This window comes from Shimia sp. R9_2 (assembly GCF_017743735.1).
Classification (GTDB): domain Bacteria; phylum Pseudomonadota; class Alphaproteobacteria; order Rhodobacterales; family Rhodobacteraceae; genus Shimia.
Genome location: NZ_JAGHRO010000009.1, coordinates 104,495 through 121,367 on the forward strand (window position 1 = coordinate 104,495; position 16,873 = coordinate 121,367).

Annotated in this window: 13 protein-coding genes and 1 riboswitch; all 13 genes read left to right on the forward strand. The window is 55.9% G+C overall.

All coding sequences use genetic code 11. The annotated features are described in order from the left end of the window. The first annotated feature begins 10 nt into the window (after positions 1–10). Positions 11–1,645, forward strand: coding sequence for a hypothetical protein (locus J7400_RS18185; protein WP_209065518.1), 1,635 nt, complete (start codon positions 11–13; stop codon positions 1,643–1,645). Positions 1,646–1,651: 6 nt separating this feature from the next. Then, positions 1,652–3,109, forward strand: a complete 1,458-nt coding sequence (locus J7400_RS18190; RefSeq protein WP_209065519.1) for an oligosaccharide flippase family protein — start codon at positions 1,652–1,654, stop codon at positions 3,107–3,109. A 498-nt stretch (positions 3,110–3,607) separates the two neighbouring features. Beyond that, on the forward strand, positions 3,608–5,353 hold the full coding sequence (locus J7400_RS18195) for a hypothetical protein (protein ID WP_209065520.1): 1,746 nt from the start codon (positions 3,608–3,610) through the stop codon (positions 5,351–5,353). 145 nt (positions 5,354–5,498) lie between these two features. Continuing rightward, positions 5,499–6,491, forward strand: coding sequence for an NAD-dependent epimerase/dehydratase family protein (locus J7400_RS18200; protein WP_209065521.1), 993 nt, complete (start codon positions 5,499–5,501; stop codon positions 6,489–6,491). A 347-nt stretch (positions 6,492–6,838) separates the two neighbouring features. Beyond that, positions 6,839–9,010 (forward strand): exopolysaccharide transport family protein, encoded by a 2,172-nt coding sequence (locus J7400_RS18205; RefSeq protein WP_209065522.1) that lies wholly within the window; start codon positions 6,839–6,841, stop codon positions 9,008–9,010. Between the two features lie 90 nt (positions 9,011–9,100). Next, on the forward strand, positions 9,101–10,513 hold the full coding sequence (locus tag J7400_RS21430) for a GMC oxidoreductase (RefSeq protein ID WP_209065523.1): 1,413 nt from the start codon (positions 9,101–9,103) through the stop codon (positions 10,511–10,513). Further along, entirely contained in the window at positions 10,510–10,935 is a 426-nt protein-coding gene (locus tag J7400_RS18215) for a hypothetical protein (protein WP_209065524.1), read from the forward strand. Before J7400_RS21430 ends, J7400_RS18215 begins: the two co-directional genes overlap by 4 nt. Before the next feature lie 168 nt (positions 10,936–11,103). Next, a riboswitch (cobalamin riboswitch) is annotated at positions 11,104–11,295 on the forward strand. Positions 11,296–11,377: 82 nt separating this feature from the next. After that, complete coding sequence (gene nrdH, locus J7400_RS18220; RefSeq protein ID WP_209065525.1) at positions 11,378–11,599, forward strand: glutaredoxin-like protein NrdH; 222 nt, start codon at positions 11,378–11,380, stop codon at positions 11,597–11,599. A 5-nt stretch (positions 11,600–11,604) separates the two neighbouring features. Continuing rightward, positions 11,605–12,033, forward strand: coding sequence for a class Ib ribonucleoside-diphosphate reductase assembly flavoprotein NrdI (gene nrdI / locus J7400_RS18225; protein ID WP_209065526.1), 429 nt, complete (start codon positions 11,605–11,607; stop codon positions 12,031–12,033). Next, positions 12,015–14,138, forward strand: coding sequence for a class 1b ribonucleoside-diphosphate reductase subunit alpha (gene nrdE / locus J7400_RS18230; protein WP_209065527.1), 2,124 nt, complete (start codon positions 12,015–12,017; stop codon positions 14,136–14,138). The genes nrdI and nrdE overlap by 19 nt, the downstream gene beginning before the upstream one ends. Before the next feature lie 12 nt (positions 14,139–14,150). After that, positions 14,151–15,122, forward strand: coding sequence for a class 1b ribonucleoside-diphosphate reductase subunit beta (nrdF, locus tag J7400_RS18235; RefSeq protein ID WP_209065528.1), 972 nt, complete (start codon positions 14,151–14,153; stop codon positions 15,120–15,122). Beyond that, positions 15,122–15,508, forward strand: coding sequence for a nucleoside triphosphate pyrophosphohydrolase family protein (locus J7400_RS18240; RefSeq protein ID WP_209065529.1), 387 nt, complete (start codon positions 15,122–15,124; stop codon positions 15,506–15,508). Before nrdF ends, J7400_RS18240 begins: the two co-directional genes overlap by 1 nt. A 320-nt stretch (positions 15,509–15,828) precedes the next feature. After that, complete coding sequence (locus tag J7400_RS18245) at positions 15,829–16,818, forward strand: P63C domain-containing protein (RefSeq protein ID WP_209065530.1); 990 nt, start codon at positions 15,829–15,831, stop codon at positions 16,816–16,818. Positions 16,819–16,873 lie beyond the last annotated feature (55 nt).

Sequence of the window (16,873 nt, forward strand, 5' to 3'; positions counted from 1 at the left end):
CGGACGGCAAATGGATCAGCCACATAAATTCCAAGATTTTATACTGGCCCTCGGGCTGACCTGCATCGGGGCGGCGCTGGCGTGGTTTCTGTCTGGCGGTCTGCCGTTCATTGGCATTGATGATGCTGCGATCACCCGATCCTATGCTGAAAACGTCGCCAATGGGGCGGGGTATGTTTACAATGTGGGCGGCGAAAAGGTCGAAGGTTCCACCGCGTTTCTGTGGATGAGCATTCTGACGGTGGCCTACAGTCTGACGCCCACGCCGGAGTTTCTGATCATCGGATTATGTGCGCTGTTTGCACTTGGCGCGGTCTATATCACCCTGCGTCTGGTGCGGGCGCTGACCGATTGGCTGGACGTGCCAACCGGACCGGCGCTGTGGACCATGGCGCTGTTCCTGATGGCCAGCCCGGGGTATTTCATGTGGTCGGTCTGGACCATGATGGAGCTGGCGCTGTGGTCGATGATGGTGATCTGGCTGGTGTTTCTGCTGGCCAAGCGGGTGGAGGACGATTTTGGCCCCAGCAACGGGCTGGCGCTGGTTCTGGCAGCCGCATTGATGCCCTTGGTGCGCCCTGAAGGTATTTTGGTGGCAGTGGGGCTGATCTGTTTGAGCTTTCTGCTCTCGCTGCGGTCCTGGCGCGTTCTGGGGCTGTCTGTCCTCGCGGCGGGCGGCTCTTTTGTGGCGGTCACCTTTTTCCGGCTGAGCTATTTTGGCCAGCCGTTTCCCAACACCTTTTATGCCAAGGTTTCCTCTGATCGGTTGCAGGGGCTGGCGGACGGGATGAAATATCTCTTTGATTTCCTGCTGCGCAGCCCGTTCACGGATATTTTGGTGATGATCTGGCTGGGGCTGACCTTTTGGGCGCTGTTTGAGGCGCGGCACAGCCGCCCCGGCACGCGCGCGCTGATCGTTGCGGCTGCGGCCATATTTGGCCTGCTGATGACCTATGCGGCGCTTGGTGGCGATCACTTTGTGCTCTGGCGGTTCTATCAGCCGGTGGCCCCGTTGCTGCCTGTTGCGCTGGCGCTTCTGGTTGCTTTGGGGGCTGGGATGCCCTCTACAACCCTCGGTGCGGCGAAGGTGGCCGGCGCGGTTGCTGCGCTCGGCATCATGCTGATTGGGTGGGGGCAATACTACCAATCACGCTTTGATATCCGCAAAGAATATGTGCTGGTGGAGCAGGGGCTCGATTTTGGTGCGTTCCTCAACGAGGTGGAACCGCGCCCCTCAATTGGCGTGGGTCCGGCGGGCGGCATTGCGCTGGCGTATGACGGGCACATCTATGATCTGCTTGGGCTGAACTGGGTTGAGATGGCGCATGCCAATCCCGTGAAGATCGGGATGCGCAACCACGCGAGTTTTGACAAGCCGACATTCTGGAAGCACCAACCGGACGTGCTTGCCGCCTTCAACCGGGCCTGCACAAAAGATCAGGGGCTGGCGTTCTGGTCACATGCGGACAGCGCCTTTGACGGGCTGTATTCGGATGCGGATTTTCAGGCTGCCTATGTGCCGGTTGCCTTTCGAAACACAACCCAATGTTGGCCAAGTTTCGCGCGGCACGAATGGTTGGCAAAAGCGACCCCAAGTGATGCGATCCTGGTCTATGATTGGGCAGATGTGATCAAACTGGACTGATCCGCCATGGGCTCTGAAAACGGCAACTCCGGCCATTCCACCAAGGGATTTTTTGTCAACGTCGGCTCCCTTGTGTCTGCGCGCCTGTTTCTGGCGTTGTCGCAGATTTTGGTTTTGCCGGTGGTGGCGCGTTATCTCACGGTGGATGAGTTTGCCCTGATTGCCATGGCGATGTCGCTGATCGTCTTTTGCAGCGTTTTGAGCGATGCGGGGCTTGGGCGGTCGTTGATCCGGACGCCGGAGTATGACCATGACGAATGGGTCAGTGTGTTCTGGCTGCTTGTGATGGTGGGGGGCGGTTTGATGGCTGTCATCCTGCTGGCCGCGCCGCTTTGGGCGTCATTCTTTGCGCAGCCGGAGCTGGTGAAGATCATTGCGGCGCTGTCGGTGGTGCCTCTGATGCAGGCCATTGCCGCCACGCCCAACGCGGAGATCGAGCGGCGGGAAAATTACACAGGCATTGCCAAGGTACAGACCATCACAACGGTGTTCAGCCTTGGCGCGGTTGTGATACTTGCGGTGCTCGGCGCCGGTGTCTGGGCGCTTGTCGCGCAACAGCTGGCGCTGGCCGGGGTCAGATTGGCCGGTATTCTGTACCTGTCCGAGTTTCGCCCCACGCGGGTATTCCGCCCCGCTCTGGTGAGGCCACACCTTGAGTTTGCCCGAAATGCTTTGATTGTGTCGGCCATTTCAGCCGTAAAAGCGCAGTCTGCGGTGATGAGCATCGGGAAGTTCAACGGGGAGGCGGCCTTGGGTCTGTTTTCCATGAGCGCCCGATTTTCCAAGTTGCCGCAGTTTGGCCTCGTCGGGCCAGCGTCCACGATTGTTTATGTCCGCATGGCGAAGGCTCAGCATGATCCCAAGCGGCTGGTCGACATCTATCTCAGCGCGATGAACCTGATGGCGACGGTTCTGTTTCCCATCCTGGCCGTGACAGCGGCTGCGGGGACGGCGGTGTTCACCGTGGCGCTCTCAGATGATTGGGCGCAGGTTGCACCGATTTTTGCCTTTTCGATTGCGGGGCTGACATTTGAGGCGATTGCGGTGGTTTTGCTGTCCTGCATTTTCCGGGCTACCAATCGCACCGACTTGCATGTGCGCCTTATGACGGAATCCGCGGTTCTCTATACGGTTATGGTACTCTGCGCCGCTGCATTTTCTGATGTGCTCGGCGTGGCGACGGTGATCACGGTCTGGGGGCTGGTCATTGTGCCGCGTGGTTGGATTTTGGCGCAGAAAATCGTGCCGATCAGCCTGGCAGATTGCGTCAATGCGATCGCTGCACCGCTTTTGCTTTCTGTGGGTTTGGTCTGCGCCCATATCGGGCTGCGGACACTCTGGGAGCCGGGTCATGTTGTGGAAATTCTATTGGCCGGAGGGCTGCTTGTGGTGGGGCTTGGCGGCACCATTTTGATGCGCCGTGAGACACTTCTGGAAGCGGTTGGGACGTTCAAACAGGCCTGAAAAAGTCAATTTGCGCAGAGTTTGTGCAGCGGTGTTTTTTCAACGCATGAAATGCGCGAACACGGGTGATCGCCATATTTGACTGGCAAAAATGATGGGAAGACGGTAAGAAATAGTATATTCTTTAACGTGTATTTTTCTGCATTTGTTCAATTTTGTTTTTGTTTTGAGGAGTTGGCGACGCATGTGCGGGCACAAGGCTGTTGTGGTCCCTGAGAGGGCATCTGTCTGAATATTGAAAATCCAGAATTCAGTCAGATGATTTGGGGGGATAGCGGAATTGTAATTTTGGGTGTTCACGCAATTTTGCATGCGGGAAAGCAACACTCGGGCTATCATCAACCAAAGACAAAACAACATGTATGCATATGATATTTGGTCGAATATTCTGATTATATATTGCTGAATTTCTTTTGGGGGTGCGGTTATTGGGATGCCGCCTGAAGACGAAGCATTTGGTCGCCCGTTAATTTCTTGGGCGATCCAAGGAAGTGAATTGTGTTTGGAAGTTTAGAAGAAAATACTGCGCTGCCCGGTCGGGATGACACCAAATCGCACCTGCTGCGACTTCTGGGAATTGGCCTGATTTCGTTTGTGATGGCGATGCTCACCCGGGTGGGGCTGATCAACCATCCTCTGATCTATGATGAGCTTTATCAGTATTTGCCCTCGGTGAGTTGGCAGGAAAATCAGACCTTCACGGTGCTTGATGGGATCTATGACCGTGCCGCCCGGTTCTCGCAGTTTATTGCCTTCAGTTTTGACGTGATTGGCGAGCAATCGGCCTTTTCGGCGCGGCTGATCCCCTCGGTGATCCCGGGCGCGCTGTTGGTGGCGCTGATTGTGTCTTGGGCCTACCACGTCAGCGGGCGTGTCGCGGCATTGATTGCGCTGTGCTTTCTGCTGTTTTGGCCCAACGGCATCGAGGTGTCTCAGTATATCCGGTTCTACTCCGCCCAAGGGGTGCTTTTTGTGGCGGGCGCGTTGCTGGTTTACATCGCGTTGACCGAGATCACTTCTGTGATCTGGCGCGCGGCGGCGTTGGTTGCTGCGGCCATTGCGTTCCTTGTGGCGCTGGATTTGCAGATGCTGACCGCGCTTGGCGTCGGGGCGATCCTGCTGTGGGTGCTGGTGGTTTTTATGCCCGGTTGGCTGCGACGCTACCCCATGCTTTGGTGGCTCAATGGTGCCATTGTGCTTGGCCTGGCGATCTTCTTTCTCAGCGGTGTGGCGTCGGAGGAAATCAACTGGCTATGGACCACTTACAACTGGGAACCTTGGCCGCATGTGGATGATACGACGTTTTATCACCGCAATTTCCGCGACAATTATCCGACCTTCTGGACGCTGTTTCCGGTGATTGCGATCATTGCGCTGCGGGCCAATTTTATGCCGGCCTCGTTTTGTCTGGCGCTTTTTGTCACCACCTTTCTGCTGCAGTCGTTTGGCGGTCTGAAAAACATCCGCTACCTCTATCCAACGATGCCGTTTTTCTTTGTTTTGTGGGGCATTGGCTTGCAGGCGGTGCTGCCGGTCTTTTGGCGTTTCCTGAAGACCAGCGCGACGGAGGCGTCGGGCAATTTTGTGCCATCAGTGCTGAAAAAGCCTCTGGCATTTGCGGTTTTGGGGATCAGCGCAGGCTTTTTGATCTTTGCCAATCCTGCCCTGCCGCGCAGCGCCAAGCTGATCCTGGGCCAAGATGAGAACATGCTGCTGGGTAAGACGCGCTGGCAGTGGGAGGGCGCGGAGGCGTTTTTGACACCCTGGCTGGCGGACAATCCTTTGATTGTCACCGACGAGGAGATGCGGGCTGTGGAATGGCTGGGGGACTTTGACCTCGCTTACAACAAACCCAGGTTCTCCGAGCTGCTTTACAGTGTGAGCCCTGACGCGCCGCCTTTCTCGGTAGATCGGCGCACCGGACGGCCGTTGATTGGAGACTATGCTGATTTCCGTCTGGTGGTGTTTTGCCATCCTGTCGGGGTTTTTGTCACAAACGAGGCGGGCGCGCGCAATGGCAATATCCTGCGTCTGCTGCAGGAGGCGCGGAGCGCGGATTTGAGTGTGTCGCTGCAGACCGGCCGGGGCATGGCGATGGTTGGTTGGCGGCACAAAGCGCATATGGAGCTGCCGGAAGACTGTCGAAAGGTTCCGAATTTTGGTGATCCGTCTGCGGCCGGTCGTATTCTGTCTGGTGAATCCGTGCCGTGGAGTGTCGCGTCGTCCACAGTTCGGACACATTGAGAGGAGGATTTTCTGTCGGCCAACAACGTGACCGCTTTCCGTATTTGAGGACAAGATGTCACGAAACTGCGCCGCAGGTCGTTTAAGTTTTGGAGCAGATATTATGGATCTGCTTTTGAGAAATGATTTTTAGGAGTGCGAATTTATGAGCTCGGAGCCAATTTATCTCGTCACAGGTGCCGCGGGTTTTGTGGGGGAGCACCTCGTGCGGCACCTGAAAGGCGCTGGCGTCAAAGTGCGGGCGATGGTGCGCAAGCCCGCGCAGGCGGAGGCGCTAAAGTCTCTGGTCGATGAGGTGGTTGTCGCGGATCTTGCGCAACCCGAAAGCTTGCCTGCAGCCGTGGAAGGGGTGGCTGGCATCTATCATCTGGCGAGTATTTTCCGGCAAGAAGGGCTGCCGGATGAGACCTTCTATGACATCAATGCCGAGGGCACGCGGCGCATTTTTGAAGCGGCGATTGCGGCCGGGGTGCCGCGCATCATTCATTGCTCCACAAATGGTGTGCACAGTGACATTGATCACCCTCCGGCAACCGAAGACTATCCTTTCAAGCCCGGCGACATTTATCAGGAAACCAAACTTGCGGGCGAGGAGATCGCGTCAGAGTATTTTGCGGATGGTCGTATGGCTGGCGTGGTGTTGCGGCCGACGATGATCTGGGGGCCAGGCGATGACCGGACGCTCAAAATGTTCCGCATGATCCAAAAAGGGCGTTTCTTCTTTGTTGGAGATGGCGGCACGCTTCACCATTGGGTTGATGTGCGCGATCTGGCGGCGGCGTTCCGGCAGGCGATGGAAAGCGAGGTCAACAATGAGGCTTTCCTGATTGGCGGGCGCGAATATGTATCATTGCGCAATATCGCAAATGAGATCGCCGATCAGCTGGGCAAACCCAAACCAAGTTTGCGTGTGCCGGTTGGGCCTATGATGCTTTTGGCACATGCCACGGAAATTGTCTGCAAGCCCCTGGGAATTGAGCCACCGATTTTTCGACGCCGCGTCGGGTTCTTTATCAAAAATCGCGCATATGACATTTCAAAAGCGCATCGCATTCTCAATTTCCAACCCAAGCAGGATATTGCAGGGGAAATTGCAGATATTATCGAGGCTTACAAGAGTGATGGAAAATTGGCCTAAGGCCATTTAATTTAAGATTGCCGCCCAATTTGCGCCTGATTTTTCTGGTAATATTTCAATTATGAAGAAAGGATAGTGACGTTTAAACCACATGCTTTGTCGATATTGGCTGCCGTTAACCAGCTTAACGTAATTTTATTGTAGGAAAGTTGCGTGCATTGCTTAGCATAAAATTGATTTTGCGGTTTGAAGCCGAAGTTTAATAATACCACTGGGGAAGGGGTAAACGCTCGGTAAGTCTATGAGATTTCGAAATACTGTCGGGAAGAACCGCGACTCGACGGAATACAAATGAGTTTCTTTGAATACCAATGAATAGAGTTCTTTCACCTGATAGAAAGTTGGAGATGCGTCTGCCCAAAGCTGCGACATCTGCTCCGAAAATGCTGGAATTTTCCGATGTTATTCGCGCGCTGCGGCATCGGATCGCGCTTGTGCTTGCCACAGGCGTGCTTTGTTTGGGGGGCGCGGTTTACTACCTGTCGTCCATCACGCCGACCTATAGTTCCGGCGGCCAGCTTTTGTTGGGTGGGCAGGGGCTCAGTGAACAGAACTCGTTTGATCTTGTGGAAGCTCAGGTGCTCAGCAATGCGGTGATCGAGGGGGAGATCGCGATTATGCGGTCCAATGAAATCCTCATCAACGTGGTGCAGAAGCTCAATCTGGACGAAGATCCTGAATTCAATCCGAGTTTGCGTGAAAAGCAGGTGCCCAATCCGGTGGTGTCCTGGCTCAAGGATACAGCCAAAACCATTCTGGGCCGAGGCGAGAGCGCAGCGGATGATGAGGTGGTTGTTGTTGAAACAGCCTCCAATACAGCGGTTTTGGAGGCGGCCTCTCTGAACGAGCAGACCCTTGGTGAGTATGGCACCTCGGTCGGGATTTTGCGCAAGGGTCTGTCCATTCGCCAGCAGGGCACATCGTTCCTGATGGCGGTTCAGGCCACGTCGGAGAGCCCACAAAAGGCGGCGGCGATTTCCAACACGGTTATGACGGAATATATACGCGTGCTAGCGGATAAACGTTTCCAGACGGCAAGCCGTTTCACCGGCTGGCTGGAGGGTCGGGTTGAGGAGCTTGCGAGCAACCTTGAAGAATCCGAGCGTGCCGTTTTGGAGCTGCGCAGCGTCATGGAGGCGGATGCTGACAATGGTGCCCGTCTGGATCAGCAGATGCAGGAGTTCACCACCAAGCTGGTGAACGCGCGGGCGGAGCTGGCGCAGGCAGAGGCGCAGGTGCGTCGGGCGACGCTGGTGAATGAGCAGGATGGCCCGCTGGCGACCGCGAATATTCTTTCCAATGATGCGATTTTTGAGTTCCGTCGGGCGCTGGTGGATCTGCGCCGCGAAGAGGCAGAGGCCTCACTGAGCTTTTCAGATGAGTCCGCGCGGATGGACTCGATCCGCCGCGCGATTTCCAAAACCGAAGCGGAGCTGGCCAATGAGGTTGAAAACCTGATTTTGCAGCTCAACAACCGTGTGGAGACACTTCGGCTCAACGTGCGCACGTTGGAGACCAGCCTGCGCAGCTTTGAAGGATTGAACCTTGAGCGGTCACGCCAGTTGATCGAGATGAACCAGTTGCAGCGTGTGGCGGACATCAACCGCCGTGTGTATGAGGATTTCCTGGGGCGGTATCGCGAAATCAGTGAGTTTCAGGAAATTCCGATCTCTGATGCGAAGATCATTCGCTATGCCTCACCACCCAGCAGCCCGTCTCACCCACGCAAGAAAGTGGCGGCGATTCTGGCGCTGGTTGGAGGGCTTTCGCTGGGGGCGGCTTTGGCCTTCATGCTGGAGTGGCGGCCCAGACGGCTCTCTGAGCCGAGGCAGGTGTCGCGTGCAACCGGATTGCCGGTGTTTGGCAACACACCCCGTTTGAAGAAGATCCGCTCGGCTGAGAAGCTGCTTGCACAGCTTTCCAATGATGAGGCCTTTGCGCAGGCGGCGCTGAAACTGGCGGACAACATCAATCTGCACAGTGAACGATCGCTGAGGTCTCTTTTTGTGACCTCCTATGATGCCAATCAGAGTCGGACCAATACGGCGATCTTGCTGGCCTGGGCCAATGCGCAGCGCGGCCGGAAATGTGTGCTGGTCGACGGAGATTTCCGCACCGCACAGCTGACAGATAGTTTTGGTCTGAATGAACAGGCTAATTTCTTGTCCGCCATCCATAGCGACAAGCCTTTGAGTGAATGTCTGGTGGTAACGGATACGACGGATGGATTTGACTGTATCGGCGCGGAAGTATCGGCGGCGGATCCCTCTGTGCTCTACAGCTCTGAGCGGATGCAGGACATGATTGCCCTGCTGCGCAAGGTTTATGATGTGGTCATCATTGACGCGCCAAGTCTGGAGGACAGCTCCAACAGCTTTGCCGGTTTGAATTCGCGTGATCTGGGGATTTTCACCATCGAGACCAATAAGATGACGCGTGATGGCATGAACCGCAGCCTGAACATGTTGAGAGATATGGATCTGGGCGGCGCGGGCATTGTCCTGAATGGGGCCAAGTGAAGCGCAAAGCTGAGTGGCGGATGCCTGAGTGCATCTGCCCCTTCGCCGTACCCCGCGTGACATGTGTTTTGATCCAGACATAGGTGCCGAGTGAAACCGATTTCCGCCGCAGACGCTCAGAAGACATCCTGGGATGTCATTTTGGTTGGGACGAGCTTTGCCTCCTGTTTTTTCGCCTACAAGTTGAAGGGTCGCGGCCTGAGGGTTCTGTTTCTGGAGCGTGGTCCGTTTATTGACCATGACACCCAGCTGGAAACCCGCGTTCCGCACCCAACAGGCGGTGTGGTGCAGGAAAACAGCTCTGGCCAGCGCAAGGACTGGACCGTGCGGCACCAGTTTGGCGGCTGCTCAAACTGTTGGTGGGGGAACACGCCGCGCCTGCAGCCGAGCGATTTTGAGCTGTTTTCAAGATATGGCGTGGCGCAGGACTGGCCGGTGTCTTACGGCGACATAGAGCCTTACATGGTGGAAGCCGAGTATCTGATGGATATCGCCGGTTCCGATGAGGCGGGATATGCGCCCCGGAGTGCCCCGTTTCCGTTTCCGCCGCATGCGCCAACGCGGGCGGAGCGCAAGCTGTTTGCCCAAGAGCCTAGCTGGCAACCGATGCCCTGCGCGCGTTCCAATGGGGGGCGTCGCACCACCTGTTGTGTGTCTGGCGCCTGTAACCTGTGTCCGGTGGATGCGAAGTTCACGATCCTCAATTCTCTGGAGCTGTTTGAGGATGAAGGGTTTCATTATCTGCTGGATGCGGAGTGCCGCACTGTGGAGACTGCTGCGGGTCTCGCCACCGGTGTTGTGGCGCAGACAGCCGAGCTGGGGCCGATCACCTTACGGGCGGATTTTGTCGGGCTTGGGGCCAACCCGATCTTCAATTCGGCAATACTGCTGAGATCAGGCATTGGCTCTGATCTGGTGGGGCGTGGGTTGCATGAACAGGTGGGGCAGTTTGTTTGGGTGAACATTCCGTTTGACAACTATTATGGCGGCACTTCGCTGACCGGGATGGGATACGGATTTTACGATGGGGAGTTTCGTCGCGAGGCGGCGTCTGTCCTCATTGAAAGCTGGAATGCACCGCCGTCCTTGCGCCTTGAGAAAGGAAAATGGCTGCAACGCCTGAAGTTGAAGCTGGTGGCCGAAGATTTACCGCAGGCGCAGAATCGCGTTGTGTTGAAAGATGACGCGCCGACGATTTTGTGGTCCGGGCACAGCGCCTATGCCTATGCCGGCCTAGCGCTGGCGCGTGAGCGTGTGTCCTCACTGATCCCGTTTGACCATGAGATTGTCGGGATCGGGGGCATTGAGCCGACGGAAGCGCATATTATCGGAGGCACGCCGATGGGTACGGACAGCGCAACGGGTGTGGTGGACAAAAACCTGCGTGTCTTTGGTGTCTCCAATTTGGCCTGTCTTGGGGCTGGGACCTTCACGACCGGGGCGGCTGCGAACCCGACGCTCACCCTATCGGCGCTGTCGCTTTATGCGGGAGAGCAGCTATGAGTTTGAGGCGGCGCGCGTTTTTGGTGGGGGCAGCCGGTCTGGCGGGAGCGGTTCTGGTGCCTTTGACGCTGGGCGGCACCACGTCATTCCTGCGACGCACGCTGAAGGATCACTTTGGCCCTGAGGTTCTGGAGTTGGCGGGTATTGACGATTTTGTTGACGAGTTCGCCGCCTTGGCCGGGGAGGATGACCCGGCAAAGAAGATCGCGGCAGAGATGTATTTTGGCTGGCATGGGGATCGTGTGAAAATGATCGGCCCGGCCAAGGCGATGCAGGAGCGGTTTCTTTTCACAATCCTGCACCGGAGCAACATCATCGCAGTCCAGCAAGGTCGCGCGACAGAGTTTGAATACGGGTCCGTTGATCCCTGGTCGCCGGTGTGCGGGCTCTATCTTTCTGCCTTCGCGGATGAAACGCTTTAGGTGAAACCCCGCATCGCTGCTGCGCATCTTTCTGGTATTGATCAGATCTTGCGCTGTGGCGACGGCGGTGTGGATATCTTGGGCAGATATCCACAGAAACTTTGCATCCATCAACAATAAATCGAAGTCACAATGCCGCTATATATTGACACTATGTAGTGATCACACCCTATATAGGGGTGCTTCGGTTCTTTCGATTCCTGTCGAAGGCTAAGAGGGAAGCCGGTGAAATTCCGGCGCTGCCCCCGCAACTGTAAGCGGATAGCAAGGCTGAATATGCCACTGGGGGGGCATCCTCGGGAAGGCCAGCCAAGCGTTGATCCGCGAGTCAGGAGACCTGCCGAAAGTGCAAAATGATGACCACGAACGGAGGGTTCGGGGGCGCGCGAGAGGTGGTGCTGCCACTCTGCGTCCTCGGCTTTGACAAAAAGAAAGAGGACAGATGAGCATCATCGTTTATTCCAAACCCGCTTGTGTACAATGCACTGCAACCACACGTGCGCTGGACGCCAAAGGCATCAGCTATGATGTGGTTGATCTGACGCAAGATGATAGCGCGCTGAGCCATGTGACCGAGCTGGGCTATCGTCAGGCGCCAGTGGTTGTGGCGGGGGCGGATCACTGGTCGGGCTTCCGTCCGGACATGATCGCTCAGCTGGCCTAAGGGAGGTGAGTCGCCAATTTCCGGCGCTTGTCTACTATTCCTCAAAATCGGGCAACACCCACCGGTTTGTGACGCGGCTCGGTATTGAAGCCGCGCGCATCTCGGAGGATCCCGACGCGCCGCTCCCTGACCCCAAAGAAGCCTTTGTTCTGATTTGTCCGACCTATGCGGACGGGCAGGGGCGGGGGGCTGTGCCCAAACAGGTGATCCGTTTTCTAAACGACGCCACCAAACGCGCCCACCTTGTTGGGGTGATCGCCACCGGCAATCGCAACTTTGGCGCCACCTATGGGTTGGCCGGGCGCGTCATCGCCGAAAAATGCAATGTCCCGCTGCTCTACACTTTCGAGCTGGCTGGCACCGAAACTGATATTTCCCGCGTTCGTGCGGGGCTGGAAAAGATTGGGAGACCACTATGCTCGACAGCACAGTGAACGAGCAGGACTATCATGCACTTAACGCGATGCTGAATCTGTATGACGCGGATGGCAACATCCGCTTTGACGCGGATCGCATGGCGGCGCGTCAGTATTTCCTGCAGCATGTGAACCAGAACACCGTTTTCTTCCACTCGCTGGATGAAAAGCTCGGCTATCTGGTGAGTGAAGGCTACTATGAAGAAGCGGTTCTGGATCAGTATTCCAAGAACTTCATGCGTGCGATCTGGGACGCGGCCTATGCCAAGAAATTCCGGTTCCCGACCTTCCTCGGCGCCTTCAAATATTACACCTCCTACACGCTGAAAACCCGCGATGGGCAGCGCTTCCTGGAGCGCTATGAGGACCGTGTGGTGATGACCTCTCTGGCGCTGGCGCGCGGGGATGAAGATCAGGCCATGGCCTTTATGGAAGAGATTCTGGAGGGCCGTTTCCAGCCGGCCACGCCGACCTTCCTGAACGCCGGTAAAGCTTCCCGTGGCGAGCTGATCTCCTGCTTTCTGCTGCGTCTTGAAGACAATATGGAAAGCATCGGCCGCGGCATCAATTCGGCATTGCAGCTCTCCAAGCGGGGCGGCGGTGTGGCGCTTTTGCTGACCAACATCCGCGAGCATGGTGCGCCGATCAAAGGCATTGAGAACCAGTCTTCCGGCGTGATCCCGGTGATGAAACTGCTGGAAGACAGCTTTTCCTATGCCAACCAGCTGGGCGCACGTCAGGGCGCAGGCGCGGTCTATCTGAACGCGCACCACCCTGACATCATGCGCTTTCTGGACACCAAGCGTGAAAACGCCGACGAGAAAATCCGCATCAAGACGCTTTCGCTGGGCGTGGTGATCCCCGACATCACCTTCGAGCTCGCAAAGAAAAACGCCGATATGTATCTGTTCTCTCCGCATGATGTGGAGAAGGTCTATGGCGTGCCATTCTCTGAAATCTCGGTGACCGAGAAATATGAGGAGATGGTGGACGACAAGCGCATTCGCAAATCCAAGGTGAACGCGCGGGAATTCTTCCAGACTATTGCCGAAATCCAGTTTGAGAGCGGCTATCCCTACGTGATGTTTGAAGACACGGTGAACCGGATGAACCCGATTGAGGGCCGGATCAATATGTCCAACCTCTGCTCGGAAATCCTGCAGGTGAATGAAGCGTCCGAGTTCAAAGACGATCTCAGCTATGCCAAGATGGGCAGCGATATTTCCTGTAACCTCGGCTCGCTCAACATCGCCAAAACCATGGATGGCAAAGATCTGGGCCGCACCGTGGGGGCCGCGATCCGCGCGCTGACCGCCGTGTCGGAAATGTCCGCGATCGACTCCGTGCCATCGGTGCGCAAAGGCAATGATGACAGCCACGCCATCGGCTTGGGCCAGATGAACCTGCATGGTTTCCTTGCGCGCGAGCACATCCACTATGGCAGCCCGGAAGGCATTGAATTCACATCGGTTTACTTTGCCGCTGTGGCCTTCCATGCGCTGCGCACCTCCTGTGATCTGGCGCAGGAGCGCAAGGCCTCCTTCAAGGGTTTCGAGCGCTCAGACTATGCCTCCGGTGTGTTCTTTGACAGATACACCGAGCAGGACTGGTTGCCGGAAAGCGACAAGGTGAAAGCGCTGTTTGACGGCGTGGATCTGCCCACCCGAGAGGATTGGGCGGCGCTTAAGGCAGACGTGATGAAACACGGGCTGTTCAACCGCAACCTTCAGGCCGTACCGCCGACCGGCTCGATCTCCTACATCAACAACTCGACCTCCTCGATCCACCCGATTGTGTCCAAAATCGAGATCCGCAAAGAGGGCAAAATCGGCCGCGTCTACTATCCGGCCGCCTTCATGAACAACGAGAACCTCGAGTACTACCGCGACGCCTATGAAATCGGGCCCGAGGCGCTGATTGATACCTATGCGGCGGCCACCGAACATGTGGATCAGGGCCTGTCGCTGACCCTGTTCTTCCCGGCCGAAGCCACCACGCGCGACATCAACCGCGCGCAAATCTACGCCTGGAAAAAAGGCATCAAAACAATCTATTACGTGCGTTTGCGTCAGGAGGCCCTGGAGGGCACCGAGGTGCAGGGCTGCGTATCCTGCTCGCTGTAAGGGACGTCAGACATGAAAGACATGATCGAAACCCACATCCCACGTGCCATCAACTGGAACCGTCTGGAGGACGACAAAGACCTTGAGGTCTGGAACCGTCTGACGGTGAATTTCTGGCTGCCGGAGAAGGTGCCGCTCTCTAACGACATCCCAAGCTGGGGTACGCTGACGGAGCATGAAAAACAGCTCACCATCCGCGTGTTCACCGGGCTGACGCTGCTTGATACCATCCAGAATTCTGTGGGTGCGCCCGCGCTGATGCCCGATGCGATCACCCCGCATGAAGAGGCGGTGCTGACCAATATCGCCTTTATGGAAGCGGTGCATGCGCGCAGCTATTCCTCCATCTTTTCAACGCTTTGCTCCACAAAGGAGATTGACGAGGCGTTCCGCTGGTCGGAAGAGAACCCGCATCTGCAAGCCAAGGCGAAGGCGATCCTTGATACCTATGCGCCGGGCAATGACCCGCTCAAGCGCAAGATCGCCTCGGTGTTCCTTGAGAGCTTCCTGTTCTATTCGGGCTTCTATCTGCCGATGTATTGGTCCAGCCGCGCCAAGCTGACCAACACCGCCGATCTGATCCGCCTGATCATCCGCGATGAGGCGGTGCATGGCTATTACATCGGCTATAAATTCCAGCGCGGCTATGAGCAGCTGGATGAGGCCGGGCAGCAGGAACTGAAGGATTATGCCTTTGGCCTGATGTTTGAGCTTTACGGGATTGAGAACCAATACACCGAAGAGCTCTATGACGAGCTGGGCCTCACTGAGGATGTGAAGGTCTTCCTGCATTACAATGCCAACAAAGCCCTGCAGAACCTCGGCTTTGAAGCCCTGTTCCCGCCGGAAGTGTCTGAGGTGAACCCCGCCATTCTCGCCGCCCTCAGCCCGGACAGCGAAAACCACGACTTCTTCTCCGGCTCGGGCTCTTCTTATGTGATCGGCAAAGCGGTCGCGACCGAAGACGAAGACTGGGATTTCTGATGTCCCGCGACACGCTCGCGCTTGTGAAGGAATGGCATGAGGCCTTTGATGTGCCCGTGGTGGACACACCTGCCATTCCCCACGCGCGTGCGGAGATGCGTCAGGACATTCTCGAAGAAGAGGTGGCTGAGCTGCGCGCCGCCATCGCGGCCGGGGATATGGTCGAGGTGCTCGATGCGCTCTGTGACATCCAATATGTGCTGGACGGCACCTTTCTGGAGTTCGGCCTGCACGGGTTGAAATCCGCTGCCATGGAGGAGGTGCATGCCTCCAATATGTCCAAGTTGGGTGCCGACGGCCGCCCTGTGCTGCGCGAAGATGGCAAAGTGCTGAAAGGGCCGGATTTTCGGCGGCCAGATCTGGGGCGGGTTTTGAAGGATGGGTGAGGGTGGTGTGATGCGACGGAAGGTGAGGAGATTGGGAGCCCTATTGGCTATGCTAAAGTCGGCCACAATCACATTACTATCATTCATCCTGCGAGCGAGTTTGTTAGCGATATTGCGCATGCAAACGGTATTGAAAGCTTCCGGCCGATTCCACAGCGCGGGTACACCTGCATTTATCACTTATGAGTGCCAAGCATTTGCACCGTTATGTGGAAGAGTTTTCCTTGCACCACAACACGGCACAGATCGGCAAACTGACTTCATCGAAATTACAACCGAGCGCATGGTCAACACGCGATTCATAAAAAAAGGACTTATTGATGGCTAAAAATAAAGACGAAATCCAAAAAATTCCTGATAACCTTGATAGCGTCGTAAGTTCCGTTGTGGATAGCACGACTCCTAACAATGACGTGCTGGACGCCGTTTACAGCGGTCAATTGCCTATCGCTGATATTGAACTTGATTGCGCTGTTCTCGATGGAGGTGTTCGAGTTCTATCTGAACGGGCGGTGCACCGCGCTTTCGGCAGCAAGAGAGGTGGCTCCCATTGGAAGCGGATGAAAGAAAATGAGGACGGCGCCAACCTTCCCTCATTTTTATCAGCAAAGAATTATTCGGAATTTATTTCCAGAGACTTAGAGGAGGCGCTAAGAACGCCAGTAACCTATCGAGCAAATAGTGGCGCTACGCCCGCAAACGGGATCAGGGCGGAGCTACTTCCAGAGATTTGTGGTGTAATTCTTTCGGCGCGCCGGCATGGCAAGTTACACCCATCTCAACAGCATTTGGCGATACAGGCCGAAATCTTGATGGAAGCATTCGCCAAGGTCGGGATCATAGCGCTTGTTGATGAGGCAACCGGCTATCAAGTCGATAGATCACATGATGCGCTACGGCTTCTTCTCTCAAAGTACATCGCGCAAGGCTTGCAAAAATGGTTAAAGACTTTCCCCGACGCTTTCTTTGCGGAGTTGGACCGACTCTACGGGAATGACACCAGCCATGGTAAGCGCCCTCAGTACTATGGGGGCTTTATCAACAAGTACGTCTACAACCCGATTGAAAACGGCTACGTTAAGCAAGAGCTAGACAAGTTGAATATTGATGATGACGGAAAACGGCGCGCACGTTTTCACCAATGGCTGAGTGATGAAGGTAGAAATATGCTTATCCACCAGATTGGTCGGGTACAAGGGTTGATGGAAATGTGCGTTGACATTGATAATTTCAAAACCGCCGCGCAAAAGCAGAAAAATGTTTCGGTTGCCCCATATCTCTTTGATGAGATGAACAAGATTATTGATTAAAAAATTGGCGCCCAGTGCTGGCGCCAATCCAAAATCGGCTAGCTAGTTAGATATA